This is a genomic window from Nocardia sp. NPDC052001, from assembly GCF_040680615.1.
Taxonomy (GTDB): Bacteria; Actinomycetota; Actinomycetes; order Mycobacteriales; family Mycobacteriaceae; genus Nocardia.
In genome coordinates this window covers 227,472-246,888 of sequence record NZ_JBFAXC010000009.1, presented here as the reverse complement: position 1 = coordinate 246,888, position 19,417 = coordinate 227,472, and the positions used below count along the sequence as shown (strand labels likewise).

Annotated in this window: 24 protein-coding genes; 16 read left to right on the top strand and 8 right to left on the bottom strand. The window is 64.3% G+C overall.

What is annotated here, in order from left to right:
- Positions 1–10: 10 nt before the first annotated feature.
- Complete coding sequence (locus tag AB0L82_RS33925) at positions 11–319, top strand: hypothetical protein (RefSeq protein ID WP_364645819.1); 309 nt, start codon at positions 11–13, stop codon at positions 317–319.
- On the opposite strand, the gene AB0L82_RS33920 is transcribed toward AB0L82_RS33925, so the two are convergent.
- A complete protein-coding gene (locus tag AB0L82_RS33920) occupies positions 264–905 on the bottom strand; it encodes a DUF998 domain-containing protein (RefSeq protein WP_364645816.1) in 642 nt (213 codons plus the stop codon). The genes AB0L82_RS33925 and AB0L82_RS33920 overlap by 56 nt on opposite strands.
- Before the next feature lie 155 nt (positions 906–1,060).
- On the opposite strand from AB0L82_RS33920, the gene AB0L82_RS33915 reads away from it, so the two are divergent.
- From AB0L82_RS33915 to AB0L82_RS33900, 4 genes are read left to right on the top strand one after another with little or no spacing between them, the layout of a single operon-like run.
- Entirely contained in the window at positions 1,061–1,279 is a 219-nt protein-coding gene (locus AB0L82_RS33915; protein ID WP_364645813.1) for a hypothetical protein, read from the top strand.
- A gap of 31 nt (positions 1,280–1,310) precedes the next feature.
- On the top strand, positions 1,311–1,625 hold the full coding sequence (locus tag AB0L82_RS33910; protein WP_364645810.1) for a hypothetical protein: 315 nt from the start codon (positions 1,311–1,313) through the stop codon (positions 1,623–1,625).
- 34 nt (positions 1,626–1,659) lie between these two features.
- Positions 1,660–2,088 carry a hypothetical protein gene (locus AB0L82_RS33905; protein WP_364645807.1) on the top strand — a complete coding sequence of 143 codons (429 nt, stop codon included), beginning with the start codon at positions 1,660–1,662 and terminating at the stop codon, positions 2,086–2,088.
- 24 nt (positions 2,089–2,112) lie between these two features.
- The gene (locus tag AB0L82_RS33900; RefSeq protein ID WP_364645804.1) at positions 2,113–2,565 is read left to right on the top strand and encodes a DUF5994 family protein; all 453 of its coding nucleotides are present in this window, start codon (positions 2,113–2,115) and stop codon (positions 2,563–2,565) included.
- 67 nt (positions 2,566–2,632) lie between these two features.
- Here the strand turns inward: AB0L82_RS33900 and AB0L82_RS33895 are convergent, their stop codons facing one another.
- Positions 2,633–3,496 (bottom strand): DUF1206 domain-containing protein, encoded by an 864-nt coding sequence (locus AB0L82_RS33895; protein WP_364645801.1) that lies wholly within the window; start codon positions 3,494–3,496, stop codon positions 2,633–2,635.
- A gap of 207 nt (positions 3,497–3,703) precedes the next feature.
- On the opposite strand from AB0L82_RS33895, the gene AB0L82_RS33890 reads away from it, so the two are divergent.
- Positions 3,704–3,877 carry a CsbD family protein gene (locus tag AB0L82_RS33890; protein WP_364645798.1) on the top strand — a complete coding sequence of 58 codons (174 nt, stop codon included), beginning with the start codon at positions 3,704–3,706 and terminating at the stop codon, positions 3,875–3,877.
- Between the two features lie 214 nt (positions 3,878–4,091).
- Positions 4,092–4,547 carry an anti-sigma factor gene (locus tag AB0L82_RS33885; protein WP_364645795.1) on the top strand — a complete coding sequence of 152 codons (456 nt, stop codon included), beginning with the start codon at positions 4,092–4,094 and terminating at the stop codon, positions 4,545–4,547.
- A 15-nt stretch (positions 4,548–4,562) separates the two neighbouring features.
- On the opposite strand, the gene AB0L82_RS33880 is transcribed toward AB0L82_RS33885, so the two are convergent.
- Positions 4,563–5,522, bottom strand: a complete 960-nt coding sequence (locus AB0L82_RS33880) for a YihY/virulence factor BrkB family protein (RefSeq protein WP_364645792.1) — start codon at positions 5,520–5,522, stop codon at positions 4,563–4,565.
- A 235-nt stretch (positions 5,523–5,757) separates the two neighbouring features.
- Between AB0L82_RS33880 and AB0L82_RS33875 the strand changes: the two genes are divergently transcribed.
- The 7 genes from AB0L82_RS33875 to arfB all read left to right on the top strand — a co-directional run bounded on the left by AB0L82_RS33875 (position 5,758) and on the right by arfB (position 13,217).
- On the top strand, positions 5,758–8,814 hold the full coding sequence (locus AB0L82_RS33875) for a glycine--tRNA ligase (RefSeq protein WP_364645789.1): 3,057 nt from the start codon (positions 5,758–5,760) through the stop codon (positions 8,812–8,814).
- Between the two features lie 60 nt (positions 8,815–8,874).
- The gene (locus AB0L82_RS33870) at positions 8,875–9,363 is read left to right on the top strand and encodes an LOG family protein (protein ID WP_364645786.1); all 489 of its coding nucleotides are present in this window, start codon (positions 8,875–8,877) and stop codon (positions 9,361–9,363) included.
- A 483-nt stretch (positions 9,364–9,846) separates the two neighbouring features.
- A complete protein-coding gene (locus tag AB0L82_RS33865) occupies positions 9,847–10,851 on the top strand; it encodes a S8 family serine peptidase (RefSeq protein ID WP_364645783.1) in 1,005 nt (334 codons plus the stop codon).
- Between the two features lie 45 nt (positions 10,852–10,896).
- A complete protein-coding gene (locus AB0L82_RS33860; RefSeq protein ID WP_364645780.1) occupies positions 10,897–11,301 on the top strand; it encodes a hypothetical protein in 405 nt (134 codons plus the stop codon).
- Positions 11,302–11,445: 144 nt separating this feature from the next.
- Complete coding sequence (locus AB0L82_RS33855) at positions 11,446–12,264, top strand: hypothetical protein (protein WP_364645777.1); 819 nt, start codon at positions 11,446–11,448, stop codon at positions 12,262–12,264.
- Between the two features lie 70 nt (positions 12,265–12,334).
- Positions 12,335–12,757: a VOC family protein gene (locus tag AB0L82_RS33850; protein ID WP_364645774.1), complete on the top strand. Its 423-nt coding sequence runs from the start codon at positions 12,335–12,337 to the stop codon at positions 12,755–12,757.
- Between the two features lie 28 nt (positions 12,758–12,785).
- Complete coding sequence (gene arfB / locus AB0L82_RS33845; protein ID WP_364645973.1) at positions 12,786–13,217, top strand: alternative ribosome rescue aminoacyl-tRNA hydrolase ArfB; 432 nt, start codon at positions 12,786–12,788, stop codon at positions 13,215–13,217.
- A gap of 1 nt (position 13,218) precedes the next feature.
- Here arfB and AB0L82_RS33840 read toward each other — a convergent pair whose 3' ends face one another.
- Positions 13,219–13,713, bottom strand: a complete 495-nt coding sequence (locus AB0L82_RS33840; RefSeq protein ID WP_364645771.1) for a hypothetical protein — start codon at positions 13,711–13,713, stop codon at positions 13,219–13,221.
- A 126-nt stretch (positions 13,714–13,839) separates the two neighbouring features.
- Here AB0L82_RS33840 and AB0L82_RS33835 point away from each other — a divergent pair, with 126 nt between their 5' ends.
- A complete protein-coding gene (locus AB0L82_RS33835) occupies positions 13,840–14,583 on the top strand; it encodes a GNAT family N-acetyltransferase (RefSeq protein ID WP_364645768.1) in 744 nt (247 codons plus the stop codon).
- Positions 14,584–14,709: 126 nt separating this feature from the next.
- A complete protein-coding gene (locus AB0L82_RS33830) occupies positions 14,710–15,249 on the top strand; it encodes an orotate phosphoribosyltransferase (RefSeq protein WP_364645765.1) in 540 nt (179 codons plus the stop codon).
- A gap of 40 nt (positions 15,250–15,289) precedes the next feature.
- On the opposite strand, the gene AB0L82_RS33825 is transcribed toward AB0L82_RS33830, so the two are convergent.
- From AB0L82_RS33825 to AB0L82_RS33810, 4 genes are all read right to left on the bottom strand, one after another.
- On the bottom strand, positions 15,290–17,107 hold the full coding sequence (locus AB0L82_RS33825; RefSeq protein WP_364645761.1) for an alkyl sulfatase dimerization domain-containing protein: 1,818 nt from the start codon (positions 17,105–17,107) through the stop codon (positions 15,290–15,292).
- Positions 17,108–17,318: 211 nt separating this feature from the next.
- Positions 17,319–17,657 carry a hypothetical protein gene (locus AB0L82_RS33820; RefSeq protein ID WP_364645758.1) on the bottom strand — a complete coding sequence of 113 codons (339 nt, stop codon included), beginning with the start codon at positions 17,655–17,657 and terminating at the stop codon, positions 17,319–17,321.
- A gap of 143 nt (positions 17,658–17,800) precedes the next feature.
- Entirely contained in the window at positions 17,801–18,412 is a 612-nt protein-coding gene (locus AB0L82_RS33815) for an NADPH-dependent FMN reductase (protein WP_364645756.1), read from the bottom strand.
- Between the two features lie 45 nt (positions 18,413–18,457).
- Complete coding sequence (locus AB0L82_RS33810; protein WP_364645753.1) at positions 18,458–19,366, bottom strand: LysR family transcriptional regulator; 909 nt, start codon at positions 19,364–19,366, stop codon at positions 18,458–18,460.
- Positions 19,367–19,417 lie beyond the last annotated feature (51 nt).

The window sequence follows — 19,417 nt, the reverse complement described above, 5'->3', positions numbered from 1 at the left end:
TAAGGTCCCCATGATCACCGTTGTCGGTGTACTCCTCCTGATCGTCGTCATCATCGCCGGACTCGCGGCGATCTTCTCCACCGGCGGCGATCCGCACGCCCTGATCGGAGACTTCACGGTCCTGAACTATCACGTCACCGGGACCGCCAGCCTGCTCCTCTTGTGGGGAATGGTCGTGTGCTGGGTGGCGCTCGCCGTACTGGGTCGGCTGATGGTCGTCACCATGCGCGCCGACCGGCGCGAATTGCTTGCCGCACACAGCATTACAGCACCACAGGAGCCCGTCGCAGCGGTCCCAGCACCGTCACCGCGCCGGTGACGGCCATCCAGGTCGGCAGCGGGTAGAACACCAGCCGCTCGGTGATGCCGACCTGGATGCCGATCGTCAGCAGCACCGTGCCGGTAAGTCCGGTCGACGCGCAGACCGCCGACCACATCGCTACGAGGCGTCGGCGCCGCCACAGCCAGATCGACAGCAGCACCAGCACCACGTGCCGGGATACGAATGCCGGCATCACCGCGAGACCGTGCACGAGAATGCCGTCGTTGGAGGGGAATACGCCGGTGGCCGCGGTGCTGAGTCCGATGACGATGGCCAGCGCGATGATCGACCACTGGCGTGGCCCGTGCGGAATGTAGTCCCGGAATCCGATCGCTCCGACGATGGTGATCAGGCCCAGCGCAACGAAGGTGGAGTTCATCAGCAGATGCAGCGGCGAGCACATGCTCGGAGTGCAGGCGGTTACGCCGAGATCGCTGATGGTGTCGTAGCGAAAGCTGTACCCCGTTTTCCAGGCGATGGCGACCGTCAGCTCGGCGGCCAGGTACGCGAAGGTGAGCGTCCAAGCGATCGCGGCGACGGTATGCCGAAGGGGGTGTGCGGCGTGTGGGGCATCGGGGGTCACAAGGGGGTCCGTTTTCGCCGCGTATTTCCAATGATGCTCCCAGTACATTCCACTCCGACGGTGATGTCAACGCCGTAGACCTACGTACGTAGCGCTACATTGTTGACACAGGCGCGGGGCAGGCGTCTACTGGAGGGGGAACACTAGGAGTTCCCATGGTCATCTTCATTGCCCTGCTCGCCGGAATCATGATCGGCGCAATCGCAATGGCCGCACTGGACCGCCTCGGATCGGGCGCGCCGCGCCCGATCACCTCGCACCTGCTCAGCCGGGCACGACCGGAAGACACCCCCGCGGGCCGCGATCTCGACGAGAACGCCGGGGGCTCCCGGCATATCCGCACCCACCCGAGCTGGCGCGACCGGCTCGAGTGACCATCGCACCCCCAGGATTGGAATATTCACCATGGCAACATATTTGGACTCCCCGGGCTTACCATTCAGCCTGCACTTCCGCGATGCGGAATCCCCCGCCGTAGCCGCCGCAGCGCGAGTTTGGATCGCGCGCGGGCAGATCTTCACCGTCACTCTGACCAACGACGCGGTGGAGATCGAAAACCGTTATCTGCTGGTCAATTTCGGCGCGGTGACCTGCTTGACCGTGCACAACACCGACTCCCGCGACAACCCGGCCGAGCAGCGCATCACCTATGGCGCCGTACTCACCGCGAGCGGCGATCTCGAGATCGAGACCCGGGCGCTGTCCGCCCATCTCGATTGATCGATTCAGCGGAAATCAGATAGAGAGGATCGCCATGATCGTCATCATCGGGCTCGTTATTCTATTGGCCGCCGCGGTCATCGGCTTGGCCGGAGTTCTGGCCAATGGCGGTGGCACACACGCGCTGACCGACAGTTTCGCAGTGTTCGGCTACCACGTAACCGGCTCGACCGGCCTGCTTTTCCTCTACGGAATCGTCGTCGGCGCAATCGGATTCGCCGGGTTGATCATGCTGCTCGCCGGTTCACGTCGCACGCATCGGCGTGGAGCCGACGCTCGCCGCGAACTCAGCGCCCTTCGCCGCCAGACACCCGCTCCCGGCACTCCGCCCCCGCTCGCCCCGGAGGCGCCCGCCCGCGCGAGCTTCGACAAGCCCCGCAACGTCACCGTACCGGCCTCCGACGACCGAAACGCGCCCCTCGGCTCCGACCGGCCGCCCCAGCAATCCGCCGGGCAAACCTAACTCCCACACGAAAGGGTGTCGATCATGACCTCACAGACAAGCGAAACCGGCACAGCTGGGCGAACATCGCCCACCCAGCCGCTGCGACTCGAGCTCAACAGCGGCGGCACCACAGCCGCGGACGGGTTCTGGTGGCCCAACAGCCGAGACCTCACCGCCGAACTCCCCGAGCTGCTCGCGATGCTCACACCTCGGCTCGGCCCGATCCATCGCGTGATCTATCACCTCGGCGAATGGGACGCCGCGCCACGCAAACTCGACTTCGGTGGGCGCCGGGTTCGCCTGGACGGCTACCGGCGGCTGCCCGCCCGCACGCTGCAGATCCTCGGGGTCAGCATCGGCGCGAGCCTGACCTTGCAACTCATCACCGCGCCCGCGGACAACGATATGGCAGGCGCGCAACAGCGTTGGGATTCCGAGGGCGGGGCGAACGCGCGAGCCAGAGTCAGGGCCCTGCACCACGCGACACTACGGTGAGTTCCGCTGCCACCGAGGGTGATCGCCCCCGTGGGCGCTGATCGAACAGATCGGCCGCCGCGTGCGGCTACATCTTGACGTAGCGCGCCATGGCGAAGCTGTACAGGCCGTAGGTGATGATTCCCAGTCCGGCGACCACGAGCAGGACCACCCCATACGGTTGTGCGCCAAGGGTTTTGAACGCTCCGTCGAGACCGGTGGCTTTGTCGGGCTTGGATTGGATCGCGGCGAGGATCACCAGCGCTCCGACCGCGGCAACGGCCAGGCCCTTGGCGATGTAGCCGATCATGCCCAGTCTGCGCACGAGTGCGCTGGTAGCGCCTTCGAGATCGTCCAGGAAATTCCGGCTGGCGCCCTTGTAGACGTGGTAGCCGCCGATCGCGATGATGATCAGTCCGCCGATGATCAAGGCGATGGTTCCCGCGGTGTGTTGCATGACGCGGGCGGTGAGCCCGGCGTTCTGACCACCGCTGGACTTGCCGTGGCCGCGGGCGAATCCCAACGCGGACAAGGCGAATGCGAAATAGACCACGCCGACCGAGAACGCCTTGATCCGATCGATCACCTGGTGCATCGTGCCGTCGGCATCGGGCTTGGACGCACTGCCGAGTACGGCTTCGGCGACTCGCCACAGCGCCATCAACACGAACGCGACGACACCTATCCACAGTGCAACGGTGCCACCGGGTTTGGCGGCGAGCTCGGCCATGGCGCCGGATTGGTCGGCCGCGCCGCCCCCGCCGCCGAACGCTATGCGGATGGCGATGTAGCCGATGAGCAGGTGGACGATGCCGCTCATGATGAATCCCGTACGGGCGAACCGTTCGAAGACGCTGTTCTGCGCAATGCGCCCGAGGGTGGAGGACGAGTTGTCCGACGACGCCGACGGCGAACGCGTAGCGGGCGCCTGGGCGGGGTTGGTGTCCGGCATATTTCCTTCTTCGCGCTGATCGAAAGGTCTGCACACGGCGCATACCCGTTGGCATCAGCCCGAACCACACCGTGCATGGCGGCGCGTCATCAGATGCCCGAATCCGCTCCCGGCCACCGCATTGTTTGACATCGCCGATGCGGGCTACCCGCTGAAAGGACCGGCCGGATATCGCAGGCCGGGCCACCCGACGAAAGGACTTGTGACATGAGCGCACTGGACAAGGCGAAGAACAAGGCCGACGAACTCGCCGGCCGGGCAAAGGAAAAGACCGGCGAAGCCACCGGCGACAAGAGCCAGGAGTCCGAGGGCAAGATCGATCGGGCCAAGGCTGATCTCAAGGGCGCGGGCGAGAAGGTCAAGGACGCCTTCGGCAAGTAATTCAGCCCGTCCGCACCGGTTGGAGCGGGTGGTCGTCATCAAGCGGCCGTCCGTTCGAGCCAGCGGAAATCGATTTCGGGTACATATCACTGTCCATCAGATTCCTGGGGGCAATCGAATGACCGGACGACCACCAACCCGCCGCGGCGGGAACAGCCAGAGGCCGAATCGTGCTGCCGGAGCGCATCTTCGACTGGTTTCCGCCGAAGCTCCCGTGTCCAGGCGCCGTTCGGCTCACCTCACACCCAGCCGTACGATCACCGTTCAGATTCCGACCGACCCCACCCAGCTGATCATGCTGCGGTCGATCGCCGAAACGGTATGCCTCACCGCTGATTTCGACATCGGCACCGTCACCGATATTCGCATCGCGCTGGATGAGGCCGCCACCATTCTGATGCGTCACCACACGGTCGGCAGCATCATCACCTGCCAATTCGTCTTCGACGAACAGAACATGCGGATCAGGCTCAGCTCGATATCGGAGAGCGCGACGCCTTTCGATATCGCGGATCTGGGCTGGCATGTACTGCGCGCGATGACCGATGATCTGGCCACGAGCGCGAAACCGTTCGACCCGCGCGCATCCGGCTATCCGGTCGAGGTGCGATTCGCACGAAGCCGGGGTCGGGTATCCACCGCTCCCCTGCCGCCCGATTCGCCACTGTAATCTGTCCCGCCGAACTCACTTCTCGGGCGGCTGATCGAAGGTGACTTCGATTTCCTCGAAGTCCTTATTGCGTTGCGCCTGAGCCTGATCGGTGTACGTGCGCCGGTCTCCCGGGGTGAGGACGGCGGACTCGGTGAACAGCGTCAGCAACGCACGCGGATAGAGCCGATCGATCCTGACCACGTTGATCTCCGCGCACAGCACGACCACGAACGAGGCCAAGTAGAGAAAGCCCAACAGCCCCAAGACCACGGCGAACACCCCGTTGGTATTCGAGGAATGGTTGACCACCCGCCCGACATAGACCGAGCCGAACCGCTGCAGCAATTGCCAGGCGAGAGCGGCGGCGATCGCGCCTGGGGCGACCTGCCGCACGCTCAACGGGCGCATGGTCGCCGACTTGAACACCAGCGCGAAGACACCCGCGTTCAACACCACCGATGCCGCGATCAGCAGCCACGCGAAGCCGAAACCGATCTGCCACGAGGCGGCAATCCGCGACACCACGATCAATCCGAGAATCAGCGGACCGAGAACGACCAACCCGATCAGTCCCCGTACCCGCACCGCGAACGGATCCGGGCGCTGATTGAGCGGCACCCCCCACGCGACATTCATCGCATTCTGCACCGCCACCGACACGCCCAGCCCACCGAACGCCGCACCGCCGATACCGACGATCAGCCCCACGGTGCCGCCGCTGAGCCGCTCCGGCTGCCCGAGTTGATCACCGATCACCGGGAATTGGCTCACCGCCGAATCGAGAATGCGCTGTTGCAGATGCGGCTGCGCCTCGAGTATCACCCCGAGCACGGTCGTCAGGATGAGCAGCAAAGGAAATAGGGATACGAACGCGTAGTACGTGATCAGGGCCGCGAGATAGCCACCCTGATCACCGACGAATTTGTAGACCACCGCCAGCGGAAAACCGAGTCCCGGGTGGCGCTGCTGTACACGGTCGACTCGGTCGACCACTCCGGCCATTCAACCCTCGCGGTGCGCGCTACAAGCGAGGGTGTCGGATTGTCTCGATGAATCGGTCATGGTCGCCTCCGGCTCCACCCGCGATGACAGGCGCTGCAGACCACGCTACGCCGCGGCCGTGTGGCACCGGCGCGGAATCCTGCGCGGCCCGATTACGCACCCCCGGACCCGATTCGGTTCGCCACCGCATCGCGAACCGGAGAGGGCGGCTGGGTAGGATCGCGCGATGACAGACGAATCCTTCCGTACGGGGTCGCAGATCCTGTCCATGCAAGAAGCGATCCTTCGTCTCCAGGACTACTGGTCCGGTCACGGTTGCCTGATCGCGCAGCCGTTCAATACCGAAGTCGGTGCGGGAACGATGAATCCGGCGACGCTGCTCAGCGTGCTCGGTCCCGAACCCTGGCGCGTCGCGTACGTCGAACCGTCCGTGCGACCCGATGACAGCCGCTACGGCGAGAACCCCAACCGGCTGCAGACCCACACCCAGTTCCAGGTCATTCTCAAGCCCGAACCGGGGAACCCGCAGGAGCTGTATCTCGGATCGCTGGCGGCGCTCGGCATCGATCTGCATGCGCACGATGTCCGGTTCGTCGAGGACAACTGGGCTCAACCCGCCATCGGCGCTTGGGGTTTGGGGTGGGAGGTCTGGCTCGACGGGATGGAGATCACGCAGTTCACCTACTTCCAGCAGGTGGGCGGGCATACGCTCGATCCGATCCCGGTGGAGATCACCTACGGGCTCGAGCGCATTTTGATGGCGGTGCAGAAGGTCGATCACTTCAAGGATCTGCTCTACGCACCCGGTGTCACCTATGGCGAATTCCTAGGGCAGTCCGAGTACGAGATGTCGCGCTACTACCTCGATGACGCCGATATCGCCGCCACGCGCGCGCTGCTCGATATCTACTCGCGCGAGGCCGGGCGGCTCATCGAGCGGCGGCTGCCGATTCCGGCGCACAGTTTCGTGCTCAAGAGCTCGCACGCGTTCAATGTGCTCGATGCGCGCGGGGCGATCTCGACGACCGAGCGGGCCAAATGGTTTCAGACGATGCGCACGCAATCACGCGCGGTGGCTGAGCTGTGGACCGAGTTGCGGGCCGAGGCGGGGCATCCGCGGGGACTGTATGAGCCGCTGCCGATCGCCACTGCCGCGGAGGTCGAATTGCCTTCGCACGGTGGACTGTTGGTGTTCGAGATCGGAACCGAGGAGCTGCCCCCGCATGTGGTCGATGCCACCGCGGCAGCGGTGCACGACGAACTGAGCCGCCGGCTCGCGGAAACCGCACTCGACCACGGGGCGATCCGGGTGGACGCCACTCCGCGCCGAATCACCGTGCGAGTGGAGGCGATTGCCGATCGTGAACCCGATAGCGTCCACGTCCGGCGCGGGCCCAAGGTCGCCGCCGCGTATACCGGCGACGGCGAGCCCACCCGCGCGCTGCAAGGGTTCCTGAACTCCCAGCGGGTCACCGTGGCCGATCTGACACGGGTCGAGGTCAACGGCGTCGAACATGTCGCGGTCGAGACGGTGCGCTCGGGGCATAGCGCCGCACAGGTGCTCACCGCGGTGCTGTCGGAGCTCGTGGCGGAGTTGCGTGCCGATAAGAATATGCGCTGGAACGATCCGATCCTGAGCTTCAGTCGGCCAATCCGGTGGCTGCTGGCGCTGTTGAATGACGCTGTGCTGCCGGTGATTTCGGGTGCGCTGCGCGCCGACCGGATCACTCGCGTGCATCGCAATGCCGCTCATCCCGAGGTCAGCGTCGGCACAGCGGATGACTACAGCGCGGTGCTACGCGCCGATGGCATCCTCATCGACTACAGCGAACGCCGCCTCGCCGTGGTCGGCGCGGCCGAGACGCTGGCCGCCGAGCACGGGGGCACGATCGACACCGACGGTGAATCCGATCTGATCGATGAGATCACCAACCTGGTCGAGACCCCCGTTGGCGTGCTGGGTCATTTCGAGGCGCGGTATCTCGAACTGCCCGAACAGATCCTGACCACCGTCATGCGTAAACATCAGCGCTACTTGCCCGTCCGCGCCGCCGATGGCGGATTGCTGCCGATGTTCGTCACTCTCGCCAACGGCTCTTCCGATCTCGATGTGGTCCGCGCGGGCAATGAGAAGGTCTTGCGCGCACGCTTCGAAGATGCGGCGTTCTTCTGGAAGACCGACCTGCACACCGCACCCGAGGAATTCCGCACTCGGCTCTCGGGATTGACCTTCGAACAACGCCTCGGCTCCGTGGCCGATCGCGCGGACCGGATCGCCGCCGTCGCGCGCGAGCTCGGCACCGCGATCACGTTGTCCCGCAATGACTCCGAGACCCTGGCACGGGCCGGAGAGCTGGTCAAGTTCGACCTGGCCACGCAGATGGTCGTCGAGATGACCTCGCTCGCGGGCACCATCGCGCGCGAATACGCCCGCAAGGCAGGCGAACCCGAGTCGGTCGCCGAGGCGCTGTTCGAGACCGAACTCCCCCGCCACCACAACGACCGCCTGCCCGAGACGATCCCCGGCGCACTGCTCGCGCTGGCCGACCGATTCGACCTGCTGGTCGCGATGCTCGCGGTCGGAGCCAAACTCACCGGCACCTCCGATCCCTACGGCCTGCGGCGCGCGGCCCTCGGTATCGTCCGAATCCTGCGCGCCCACCCCGCGCTCGAGCCGGTGTCCTACCGAGTCGGCCTCGATGCCGCCGCGCGCACCCTGCGCGAGCAGGGCATTACCGTCGACGATGAAATCCTCGACACCGCAACGGAATTGCTCAGCACTCGATACGAGCAACGGTTGCGCGACGAGGGCATCGCGATCGCGCTGATCGAGGCGACGCGCGCGGCCGCGTCCCGCCCGTGGCGTGCGGATCACCTGCAGCGCGAGATCGAGCAGGCCCGCACCGAACAAGGCCATCAATTCGCCGAGCTGGTCGAAGGACTCCAGCGCATCATGCGGATCCTGCCGCCCGATACCCCGGCCGACTTCGACCCCGCAGTGCTGACCGAGCCTGCCGAACAGCACCTCATCACCGTCTCCACCGCCCTCTCCGGCAGTCGCGACCAGTCACTCCCGGCCTGGGCCTCCTCCGCCGCGCCACTGAGTGAGGCCCTGCGACGGTTCTTCGACGACATCCTGGTCATGAGCGAGGAACCCGCCCTGCGCGCCGCACGCCTGGGATTGCTCACCAGCGTGCTGCAAGCCGCCCCGCGCGACATCGACTGGCGCTCAGTACACCAACTGCGCTCCGACTCCCCCGATACCGCGGATCTCACCGCTTGACCATCGACAGGTAACAGCCAATACCCCTGCAACACTGCCGATCACGATCGGAGCCGAACGATGCCGCCCATCCAGGTCGCCGTCTGCGGCCCCCGTGACTGCACCGCGCAAGAGGCAACCCACGCCCGCGAAGTAGGCCGCCTGCTCGCCGAACGCGGCGCGTGCGTCCTCTGCGGCGGCGGCCCAGGCGTCATGGCCGCCGTCGCCGAAGGCGTTACCGCCGCAGACGGTTTCGTCATCGGCATCCGCCCCGACACCGACCCGGCCACCGCCTGCGAAGGACTCTCCGCCGTCATCTACACCGGTATGGGCGAGGCCCGTAACGCCATCCTCATCAACTCCGCCGACGCGGTAATAGTCATCGGCGGCAGCTGGGGCACCCTCTCCGAACTCGCCCTCGCCAATCGCCGCGGCAACCTTCCCATCATTACCCTCGGCGGCTGGAAGATCCTCGATGCCGATGACAACCCAGTCGACGCCGCGCTGACCGCCGACACCCCGGAAGCAGCTGTGCACAAAGCCCTCTCACGCACGAAGCCCCACTCCTGAACGAGCCGGTGGATCCACTCGGTCCTCGATGAGCGGGGAAGCACGGCGGCGGCACGCCTGGTGCGTAGCCACGCTTCATCCCCCGAATATGTGTGAAGTAGTGATGTTTCATTTCCACTACGGGCTCAGGCGGGCCGCGATACAGTGCTGCCTGCGTGGACAACACGAAGAAGGGATGGGGACTATGAAGGATGGGGAAATAGGGCTTCTGTAGATGAACCGGAGGCGGCTGCCCGACTCGGCGGAGGTCGACGGGAAAGCCCCTGCTCGGTAATCTCATCGCATTTCAGAGTCGGCCTGGCGGTACAGCCATGTCGAATACTGTTCTGCGCCAACCGCAATGCGAATTGCGGAATTTCTGATGCCGTCGATTCGGCGAGGCTTCGACGCCAACGCTCGATTCGTCATGCGCACATACGAATTACCCGGATGGGAACACCTGTGAGAATAAGAAAAGCTCTACTGCTAGCACCCCTGGTAGCAATGACCACGGTTATGTCGGTTGTTTCTGGGGCCGGTAACAGCAGCGCCGATAATGCTTCGGACCTGGCGCTTTACCACCCGAGTTCGGGCTGGGCGCAGAGCCTGATGAGCGCGGGCAGCGTGACATCCACGGGCGCCGGTGTGACGATCTATGTCATCGATGGCCCGATGAATGTCAATCTGGCGGAATTCGGCGGTCGCGCGTCAGTCGCCAAGAATTACTTCGCGCCCAATACAACCGGGACCTACCTCGACGATCATGCGACCGAGGTCGCAGTCGCCGCCGCGGGTGCCACGTGGGGGTTGGCGAAGCAGGCCACGATCAAGTCCGTGCAGGTCCGGGCGGATTGCAGCGGTGAATGCGTGGACTACCAAAGATTGCTCGACGGCGTCAATTGGGTGAAGTCGGACCATGTCGGCAAGGGTCCGGCGGTAGCGGTAATCTCCTCCAATATGAGTAGAAATTTCGGATTCGGAGGCGATCCGAATAATCAACTGCGGGACGCTGTCAACGCGCTCGCGGCGGACAGCGTGTTCGTCGCAGTCTCAGCCGGAAATTACGACGACGGTATCCCCGCACCGCTACAAGCCTCCTCGATCAATGCATGTTTCAACCCCCCAGCCGACGCCGGCGGTCCCATGATCGCCGCCGCCAGCGATGCCAGTGACAAGCATGTATGGCAGCAAATCACCCCGTCGGGACCGGGACATTCGAAACAGAACATTTGGACCTCGTCCGGTTTCGGTTGCGCCGACATTTTCGCACCCGGGCAATGGATCGACACCAAACTTGCTGACGGAACCAACACCATGCAGTCGGGCACGTCATTCTCGGCGCCATACGTCGCGGCCGCCGCGGCCCTGTATAAATCGAAGTTTGGTGATGCCTCGTCGCCGACGATCAAAACGTGGCTGTTGCAACATACGGTGACGATGACGAGCGTGTGGAACAACTGGCTTTACGGCAACGACCCCACCGGGCGATTGAGCCTCAATGGTCTGTGACCGCACACCTTTCCACTGCCTCCGCAACGCTCGCCAGGAGAAATCATGACCTCTACGAACCCAGACGCCCGCCGTTTCGCGACCGCGACCCTTCTCGCCTTGGCCACCAGCGCAATCCTGGCCCCACAGGCGTTCGCCAAAGTCGACAATGTCAAGGCCCCGGAAGACGTAGCCAAGTATCCCTGCGCCTTCCACTGCCAGATCACCGCCCAAGTTTCCGGGGCCGACGCCAATTCCCCGGTGACGTTCTCGGTCAACGGCCAGAAGGTCGGCACCGCAACGCCGGCCGCCGAAAAGGACGGCGACAAAGGCAAGTTGACCGCCTCCATCGAATGGGCAGCACCCGGCAACGGCGAGTACGTCATCACCGCCACCCAGGGCTCGGGTGACAAATCGACCACCTACAAGGTGAACGTCGACGTATCGAAGACATCCAAGAAGACCGGCTGACCGTTGATCGGTGATGTGCGGATCCGGCATCTCGACCGGGCCCGCGCATCACCGTCGGCGGCTCGATTCCTTAGACCTGGCGGCATGCGCACGGATTCCGACGGGCAGCCGAGAATGTCACAGGTGCCAAGTACGTTGCTCTGCATGGAATTCGAGTTGCCGCGACCTGACGTTCTGTGGACCACAATCGCTGATCACGGATATGCGTTCTTGAACCTCGCGGATGGCAACCCAAGGGCGATCAAGGTTTTCCGCGCTGATGAACCGACCTGGGCGGTGGGCAATCGACTGGTGAGCGAGGACGGCACCGGAAACTGGTACGCCCTGGTCAACGTGGACGCCGAACGGGCACTGCTGTTCGGGGGTGATGAATCAACCGCGTTGGTCGACACCGACTTCGATCCGTGGGCAAGCGCGCCGCCATGGGCAGCGGCCGTTGACCGGTCAGTCGTTCACCCCAGATTGCACGAGGATGTCGTCACCTTCGTCCGCTGGTGGGACGGAATACAGTGGTGCCGAACCCCTTTCGAGGCGGACCTGCCCGACGAGTACAACGACGAACCTGACGCCGACGATGGCCTGTACGCCGGGCTATGGCAGCTGTTCGATCCCGCGTGGACGCCCGAAGACGAGGGTCGGCCTTCGGACCAAGCGCAGTACACATACGGTTTTGTACCCGGTGAGCCTGGCATGCGGTACTGGAAGATCAACGCGCACACTGCGACCGGGACCGAGTCGAGACAAGTCGTAGTCGAGATCGACGCCAACGGATACGAGGTTCGAAAGGTCGAGTACTTCGCTGACGGCCGAAGGGGTTTCGCCGGAGGCATCATGTCGACGCTGCGTACCCAACTCTCGGCGACTCCCGTAGCGGCTATCGCCGAACATCCCGGCATGGTGGAAACACTCTCTCCTCGGGAGTTCGAGGCCGAATGGCTTGCCGTCGGCGCTTGCTATCGATAGGAACCGGTACCGTGACGCAGGTTCGATTGAGTCGCCCTAGGAACGATGTAATCGGGAAGGACGCGTCGAGATGATCGATCATGTCTACGTTTCGGTCACGGATATCGAGAAGTCGCTGGCCTTCTACATCGCGGCGCTGAAGCCGTTGGGCTGGCGCGAATTCGGGAAGTACGATTCGGCCTCCGGGCCGGATAATGTTCCGGATCTGTTCGGTGTCGGCGATGACATCTACGTCTCCGGCACCGGGGTCGGATCGAGTATCTGGTTGCGGCAACGGCAACCCGGCGAGACCGGGCTGTACGTCGGGATCGTGTGCGATAGCAACGATGCCGTTGATGCCGCCTACCGTGCCGCTATAGACGCCGGTGGTCTCGACGAGGGTGTCCCGGCGGATCGGACGTATTTCGCCTCGGGCTATTACGCCGGCAATGTCGCCGACTTCGATGGCAACCGCATAGAGTTCGTGCACAAGGCATGGAACCCCGCGCGCTAGGCGACTCGCGGAGTGGAGAGAGCGGCGGATCGTGGCGGAGGACCTAACCGTGACTCGGAGGCTGGTGATTCCCGCGTCCGAGTTGCGTGAGCGATTCTCGCGGTCGTCCGGTCCGGGAGGGCAGCACGTCAATACCACCGACAGCCGGGTGGAGTTGTCGTTCGACCTCGCCAATTCCCCCTCGGTGCCGGAGTCGTTGCGCGCCAGGATGATTGAGCGCCTGGACACTCGCCTGGTCAACGGTGTGATCAAGATCGCGGCATCGGAGCACCGTGCCCAGCTGCAGAACCGTGAGGCCGCCCGCGAACGCTTGGCCGCCCTGCTGCGGGAGGCTGCTGCCGCACCGCCGCCGGTGCGGCGCGCCACCAAACCCTCACGCGGAGCGAAGGAACGCCGCATCGCGGAGAAGAAGCGCCGCGGGATCACCAAACGTAATCGCCGTGCTTCCCCCGATGACTAGCTCAGTGTGAGCGCTGAACCAGACCACCGATAGTCGCTATCCATTCCGAAGGATTGGGAAGAATGAAGCCGTAGTCGCCGGCCTGGGTGGAGACGACGAGATGTGTGCTGCCACCGCGGACCGCGCCCTTGAAGACTTTGGATTCGTGGGCACCGGTGATGGCGTTGACAGGGATCTCGATCAGTTTCGAGGTCGCGGTGCGGAAGACCAGGCGCCGGGCGGTGAGGCCGATCTGACCGTTGTTGCTGACGTTGGAGACGCCCGGGATGGTGGAGCCTCGATAGATACCGCGCTCCATGGGCCGAATGATGGATTCCGCGGCCATGCACGCGGCCAGTTCCTTGTCCAACAGAGCGTTCTTGCGCCGGAAGTGGATCACGATGGGGATCCAGATCAGCTGGATCGACAGGGCGGCCAGGACGATGCAGATCACCAGGATGACGACGTCCATGTCGATCTTCCGTTCTTCGACGACTGCGGCGGCATGCACTGCCACCTGCGAAAATCGTATGCTTGATCTTCGCCGGAAGGGAAGGCGATGACGGCGATCTCGAGCGATGCGGTGAGCATGGGATGGTTGTCAGTCGGGCTTCCTGTATCGCGCGCCAAGTAAGGAACAACGATGACCGCACCGGGCAACCGGCAACTCCATGTCGATGCTTTAACCACTTACATCGCAACACATTTGGTGCGAGCACATGAATCCGGTGGCGGCCAGGGATCCAGCTGGTTTCGCACGGGCGCTCCCAGCGACGAACTGAACGCGGTGCTGCGACTGAGCGGCGACCTTCCCGCCGAGATCGAACGATTGCGGGACCTGTTCGACGGCATTCCCGCATCCTGGCATTTCTGGCGAGACATCGACTCACCCGAAATCCCTGAGCTGCTAACGCAATCCGGTCTCGCACTGTTCGAAACCGAGCCGCTCATGCTGTTCACGGGTACGGGCGAATCAGCACCTCACGACCTCGGGCAACATAAGCTCGCGCGAATCGAGGAAGTCACCGACGACATCGGCCTGGCGCAGTGGGCAGCCCTCTGGTCGGACACCACCGATACGGATGCGTTGGTGGCGGGCCTGCGCCAGGGCCCCGCATCGACTCGCTACCTGTTGTGGCGCGATCGCGGGGAGATTCTCGGCTGCGCCGCCGTGGTAATCAGTCCCGCGGGCGCATCGATCGAGCACATCGTCACGCGAGCCGATCACCGCGGGCAAGGCATCGGCACCGCCCTCACCAGGCGAGCCCTCGAGCTGGCCCTCGAATCCCGCACCGAACGCGTGATACTCACCGCCTCGCCCGACGGCGAACGAATCTACGAACGACTCGGATTCGCCACCGTCGGGTACGTCGACCGATACGCGTGAGGGGTCAGGCGGTCATCGCACTTCGAAAGTCGAACGGGCGGTGGGTATCCGGCCGCGCGGGCCGTAGATCGCCCACGCGAATCTCGGCGACACAAGCTCGCAAACAACGCCCCCTACTCTCTGAGGATGCGCGACCTCTACACCTCCCCCGCCCCGCCCTCCGATCATGGCGACCTGGCGAGCCGTATCCGTCAGGCGGCCCACCTGACCGGTGAATTCCTGCTGCGGTCCGGTGACACCGCCACCCAGTTCCTGGACGAATACCGCTTCGCGGCCGACCCCGCGCTGCTCGACGCCGCCTCTCTCGCGATGGTCCCGCTGATCCCCCCGGACACCGAGATCCTGGGCGGCCTGGAGCTCGGCGGCGTGCCCATCGCAACCGCGCTCTCCCTGCGCACGGGGCTGCCGGTGAGCTTCATTCGCAAGAAGGCCAAGGTGCACGGGACGTGCCGCCTCGCCGAAGGCGCCGACATCTCCGACAGGCACGTCATGATCGTTGACGCCGTCGTGAACACCGGCGGCCAGATAGCCCTGTCCGCAGCTGATCTCCGCGGGCTGGGTGCCATCGTCACCCATGCGCTGTGCGTGGTCGACCGGGGTCGCAGCGGGCGCGTCAACCTGGCCGCGCACGGAGTGGAGTTGGTGAATCTGCTGGAGCTGACCTGATATTCGAAGTATCAGGTCGGCCCTCGGCGGATTTGTTTCCCTACGGGGTGACGATGGCGAAGTCCACATCGGCGGTATCGAGCAGACCCGCGAGAGTGGCGAACACCTTCGGATCGCCCTCGACGCCGACACCGTCGAGGCCCTGGCCCGCCAGCACGCCCAGCAATTGCGCTTTGGTGAGGGTCAGGGTGAGGTCCGCGGGACCGTGATGGGGTGCGTCCTTGGTCGCGGTGCGGTGGGTCAGCGCGCCATTGGACAGGGTCAGGCGGACGGTTTCGGCGTTGTCGGTGACCTTCCAGTCCATGATGAATCCGGTCTTGGCCGCTTTCGGGCCGTTCACTCGCACCGCCATGGAATCGATGAGCATCTCGACGGTCAATGCCATCGCCATCTCCGGGTTGGCGGTGTCGAGTGCGGTGTGCACCACGCCCTTTCGCAGTTCCAGCGCGCCGGAGAGGTAGAAGTTGCGCCAGGGGCCGTTCTCCGCGCCGTGGCCCAGCTTGTCGTAGATCGCGGCGAGCGTTTCCTTCGCCAGGCTATTGCCGGGTTCGGCGAAGATGGCATGGTTGAGAAGTGTTGCGGCGAAACGCAAGTCACCCTTCTCGAAGTAGTCCTTCGCCTTGCTGATCAGCGCGTCCACGCCGCCGTAGTCCACGACGTAGCGTTTGGCCTGCTCGACTGGCGGATGCTCCCATAGGTGCGCGGGGTTACCGTCGAACCAGCCCATATAGCGCTGGTAGATGGCTTTGACGTTATGGCTGATCGAGCCGTAGTAGCCACGGTTGGCCCACTTGCTGTCCAATGCCTCGGGCAGTTCGAAGTTCTCGGCGATCTCGGGCCCGCTGAGCCCGTTGTTGAGCATGCGCAGGGTCTGATCATGCAGGTACGCGTACATGTCACGCTGTCCGGCCAACAGGTCGACGAAGCGGTCCTTACCCCACACCGGCCAGTGGTGCGAGGCGAAAGAGACGTCGATCTTGTCGGCGAACATGGCGATGGCTTCGTCGAGGTAGCGCGCCCAGATGCGCGAATCACGCACCAGCGCACCGCGCAGCGTCAGAATGTTGTGCATGTTGTGAGTTACGTTCTCCGCCATACACATTGCGCGTTTGTCCGGGAACAGGAAGTTCATTTCCGAGGGCGCTTCGGTGCCCGGGGTGAGCTGGAATACGATCCGCACACCGTCGACGGTCTCCTCCTGACCGGTCCGCGTGATGTCAACGGTCGGCGGGATCAGGGTGATGGTGCCGGTGGAGGTGGTCATGCCCAGACCACAGCCGATCTGGGCGTCGGGACCCTTCGGCAGATTCGCGCCGTACATATACGCGGCGCGGCGGGTCATGGCGGTTCCGGCGTAGACGTTCTCGCTCACCGCGTGCTCGAGGAAACCCGACGGCGCGATCACCGGGACCTCGGCGTGCCCGTGCGGGACGACCCCGCGCGCACCACCGAAATGGTCGCCGTGGGAGTGGGTGTAGATCAGACCGGTCACCGGGCGATCCCCGCGATGTTCGCGGTACAGGGCCAGCGCGGCGGCTGCCGTTTCGGCCGAGATCAGCGGATCGATGACGATGACGCCGGTATCACCCTCGATAATCGTCATATTGGACAGATCCAGGTTGCGGACCTGGTAAATACCGTCGGTCACCTCGAAAAGGCCCTGCTTATTGGCCAGCTGGCCGATGCGCCACAGACTCGGGTTCGCAGTCGGCGGGCAGTCACCGTCCAGGAAGCTGTACGCGTCGCCGTCCCAGATGACTTTTCCGTCCGCCTTGGTGATGACGGCCGGTGACAATGCGGCAATGAATCCGCGCTCGGCGTCCTCGAAGTCGGTTCGGTCCGTGTAGTCCAGCGACATATCCGTTCCCTCTCCGTTGAGTCCTGACCTACCTCGATAGTTCCCGGGAAAGAACGCCGCCGCGTAAACCGACACGGATGATTTTCATTCCGGATTCATCACCCGGGACTCACCCAGCCTGCGGATTCTCGACAGCATCGGGCCGCGGGGGCGGCGTCTGCTGAGATTGATGAGCTCGGATCGCGGCGAAAACCGGTGCGCGAACCGTTATTCATCGTGAGGCCGATTCGGCGCGGATTTGCAGGGCGTCGAGTATCTCGACGTGCGTGGCGGGCACGTCGATGTGCATCATCACCATGCCGGAGTCCGACGGTTCGAAGGTGAAGGTGAAGAACGAGCAGCAGCTCGTTTCCCGCGCCGCCAGATCCCGGCCGAGTGGTTCGGCGCCAGAGTCGATCAGCAGATCAAGGCGGGTGCGGCCGGACCGTTCGATATGCCGCACCGCATCGATGAAGAACTGATCGAACTCCGCGACCCGCATCGGCTGGGCTGCGGTCGGAAGAGTGCACGAATCCGGCACCCATCCGCCGGGGCCAACATTCATCGTCATGAATCCACGGTAAGCCTGTACCCGGGGACAGGATGCAACCTCAGCAATGACCTACCGAGCATACAAGTCGTATCTCGCCGCTGCTATCGATCAGTACTGAAAGTGGCAGCCCCACAAGATCTTTCGCTGATGCCGGATAGAGGTTATTGCTGGTCGTCTTTGAGGGCTTCGATCAATTGCTCGTCGATGGTGCGGACTTGTTCTCGGTATGAGTGCAAGGTGGCTTCGACGTCGATGATCTGCCAGGTGTCGTCGACGTCGTTGTCGCCGATGGCAAGTTCGAGGTGGTTGTCGAGGGCGCGCATGTGCAGGCCCTGCAGGACGGTGAGTAGCTGGGTGGCGGCCTTGCCGCCGCCGCGGGTGCCATAGGTGGCGACGGTGGCCGGTTTGTCGCGCCATTCGTAGTAGAGGTAGTCGAGGGCGTTTTTCAGGGCTGCCGGGTAGCCCCAGTTGTATTGCGGGAAAACGAAAATGAATCCGTCGTAGGAATCGATGATGCGGCTCCAGCGGCGGGTGTGCTCGTGGTGATACTGCTGTAGCGCCGCTTTGAGGGGTTCGTCTAGCGGCAATTCGACCTCGGCCAGGTCGAGCAGTTCGTAGGTCAGCGGGCTGCCCGCTTGGGCGACCTCACGAATCCAGGACGCGATGTCCGGACAGATCCGCGTCGGCCGGGTGCTGCCGATGACGACGGCGATCCTGTCACCCCTCGCGGTGGGCTGACCGGCGGCTTCCTTCGAGGTGCTGACCTCGGTCATGCGCGACCTCCCGATGCGGGTGTGAGTTCGCCGTCGACAGTGAGGTTATCCGGCGATCTCGGCGGCGTGGTGATGCAGGGCTTGGACGAGCGTCCGGACCGGCTCCGTGGTGGGGCCCGGGAGGCGGACCACGCTGATGCGCCGGCGTTCCTCGGGGAGGTCGTCGATGCCGAGCAGGCGAATGCCGGGCGGGATGGCGGACGCCAGTGTCGTTGGCACGGTGGTGATTCCGGCTCCGGCGGCGACGAGGTGCAATTTGGTGAGCCAGTCGCGGGCGGTGTGATGAATGCGGGGCCGTCCGGGCAGACCCGGCCAGACGCCGAGTAGCGGTTCGTCGGCGGTGGTAGGAGTGGCGATCCAGGTTTCGTCGAGGAGGTCCTCGGTGGTGAGGCCCGTGCGATCAGCGAACCGACCGGTCGACGAAACCGCCACGGCCAGAGCATCTTCCAGCAACGGCTCGACATGCAGGGCCGGTTTGTCGGCGTCGGGTGAGCGATGCGGTGGACGCGAGGACAGTACGGCGAGGTCGAGACGACCGGCGCGCAGTGCCCGCACCAGCGATGGGGTGGTGCCCTCCCGGGTGGCGACATTGACGCCGGGCCGCTGCCCGCGCAGCACCGCGAGGGCGTGAGCCACCAGGACCGCTCCGGCGGCCGGGATGTAGCCGAGCCGCACCGAACCGGTGTCGACGTCGGCACCGTGCAGCTCGCGATCGGCCGCATCCAAAGCGTCCAGCGCGGTCACGGCGTGGCGTAACAAAGCCAGACCTGCGGCGGTCAACCGCACACCGCCGGGATAGCGATCGAAAAGTCGCACCCCGGTGGCCTGTTCGAGTGCCGCCACCTGCCGCGAGACAGCCGATTGCGTATATCCGAGCGCCTGCGCCGCGGCCGTGAACGTGCCACGTTCGGCCACCTCGCGCAGTACCCGCAGCCCGACCATCGTGACGTCCATGAGCAATCAGCATATCCAGTATGCCAACCATTCGCTTTCCGAATGCAGGGG

Excerpts from the sequence above, each read along its gene's own strand:
- AB0L82_RS33905 (WP_364645807.1), top strand. The coding sequence starts at position 1,660 with ATGATCGTCATCATCGGGCTCGTTATTCTATTGGCCGCCGCGGTCATC.
- AB0L82_RS33825 (WP_364645761.1), bottom strand. The coding sequence starts at position 17,107 with ATGTCGCTGGACTACACGGACCGAACCGACTTCGAGGACGCCGAGCGC.
- AB0L82_RS33830 (WP_364645765.1), top strand. The coding sequence starts at position 14,710 with ATGCGCGACCTCTACACCTCCCCCGCCCCGCCCTCCGATCATGGCGAC.
- AB0L82_RS33810 (WP_364645753.1), bottom strand. The coding sequence starts at position 19,366 with ATGGACGTCACGATGGTCGGGCTGCGGGTACTGCGCGAGGTGGCCGAA.
- AB0L82_RS33815 (WP_364645756.1), bottom strand. The coding sequence starts at position 18,412 with ATGACCGAGGTCAGCACCTCGAAGGAAGCCGCCGGTCAGCCCACCGCG.
- AB0L82_RS33855 (WP_364645777.1), top strand. The coding sequence starts at position 11,446 with ATGGAATTCGAGTTGCCGCGACCTGACGTTCTGTGGACCACAATCGCT.
- AB0L82_RS33870 (WP_364645786.1), top strand. The coding sequence starts at position 8,875 with ATGCCGCCCATCCAGGTCGCCGTCTGCGGCCCCCGTGACTGCACCGCG.
- AB0L82_RS33890 (WP_364645798.1), top strand. The coding sequence starts at position 3,704 with ATGAGCGCACTGGACAAGGCGAAGAACAAGGCCGACGAACTCGCCGGC.
- AB0L82_RS33925 (WP_364645819.1), top strand. The coding sequence starts at position 11 with ATGATCACCGTTGTCGGTGTACTCCTCCTGATCGTCGTCATCATCGCC.
- AB0L82_RS33895 (WP_364645801.1), bottom strand. The coding sequence starts at position 3,496 with ATGCCGGACACCAACCCCGCCCAGGCGCCCGCTACGCGTTCGCCGTCG.
- AB0L82_RS33850 (WP_364645774.1), top strand. The coding sequence starts at position 12,335 with ATGATCGATCATGTCTACGTTTCGGTCACGGATATCGAGAAGTCGCTG.
- AB0L82_RS33900 (WP_364645804.1), top strand. The coding sequence starts at position 2,113 with ATGACCTCACAGACAAGCGAAACCGGCACAGCTGGGCGAACATCGCCC.
- AB0L82_RS33915 (WP_364645813.1), top strand. The coding sequence starts at position 1,061 with ATGGTCATCTTCATTGCCCTGCTCGCCGGAATCATGATCGGCGCAATC.
- AB0L82_RS33865 (WP_364645783.1), top strand. The coding sequence starts at position 9,847 with ATGACCACGGTTATGTCGGTTGTTTCTGGGGCCGGTAACAGCAGCGCC.
- AB0L82_RS33835 (WP_364645768.1), top strand. The coding sequence starts at position 13,840 with ATGACCGCACCGGGCAACCGGCAACTCCATGTCGATGCTTTAACCACT.
- AB0L82_RS33910 (WP_364645810.1), top strand. The coding sequence starts at position 1,311 with ATGGCAACATATTTGGACTCCCCGGGCTTACCATTCAGCCTGCACTTC.
- AB0L82_RS33820 (WP_364645758.1), bottom strand. The coding sequence starts at position 17,657 with ATGACGATGAATGTTGGCCCCGGCGGATGGGTGCCGGATTCGTGCACT.
- AB0L82_RS33875 (WP_364645789.1), top strand. The coding sequence starts at position 5,758 with ATGACAGACGAATCCTTCCGTACGGGGTCGCAGATCCTGTCCATGCAA.
- AB0L82_RS33860 (WP_364645780.1), top strand. The coding sequence starts at position 10,897 with ATGACCTCTACGAACCCAGACGCCCGCCGTTTCGCGACCGCGACCCTT.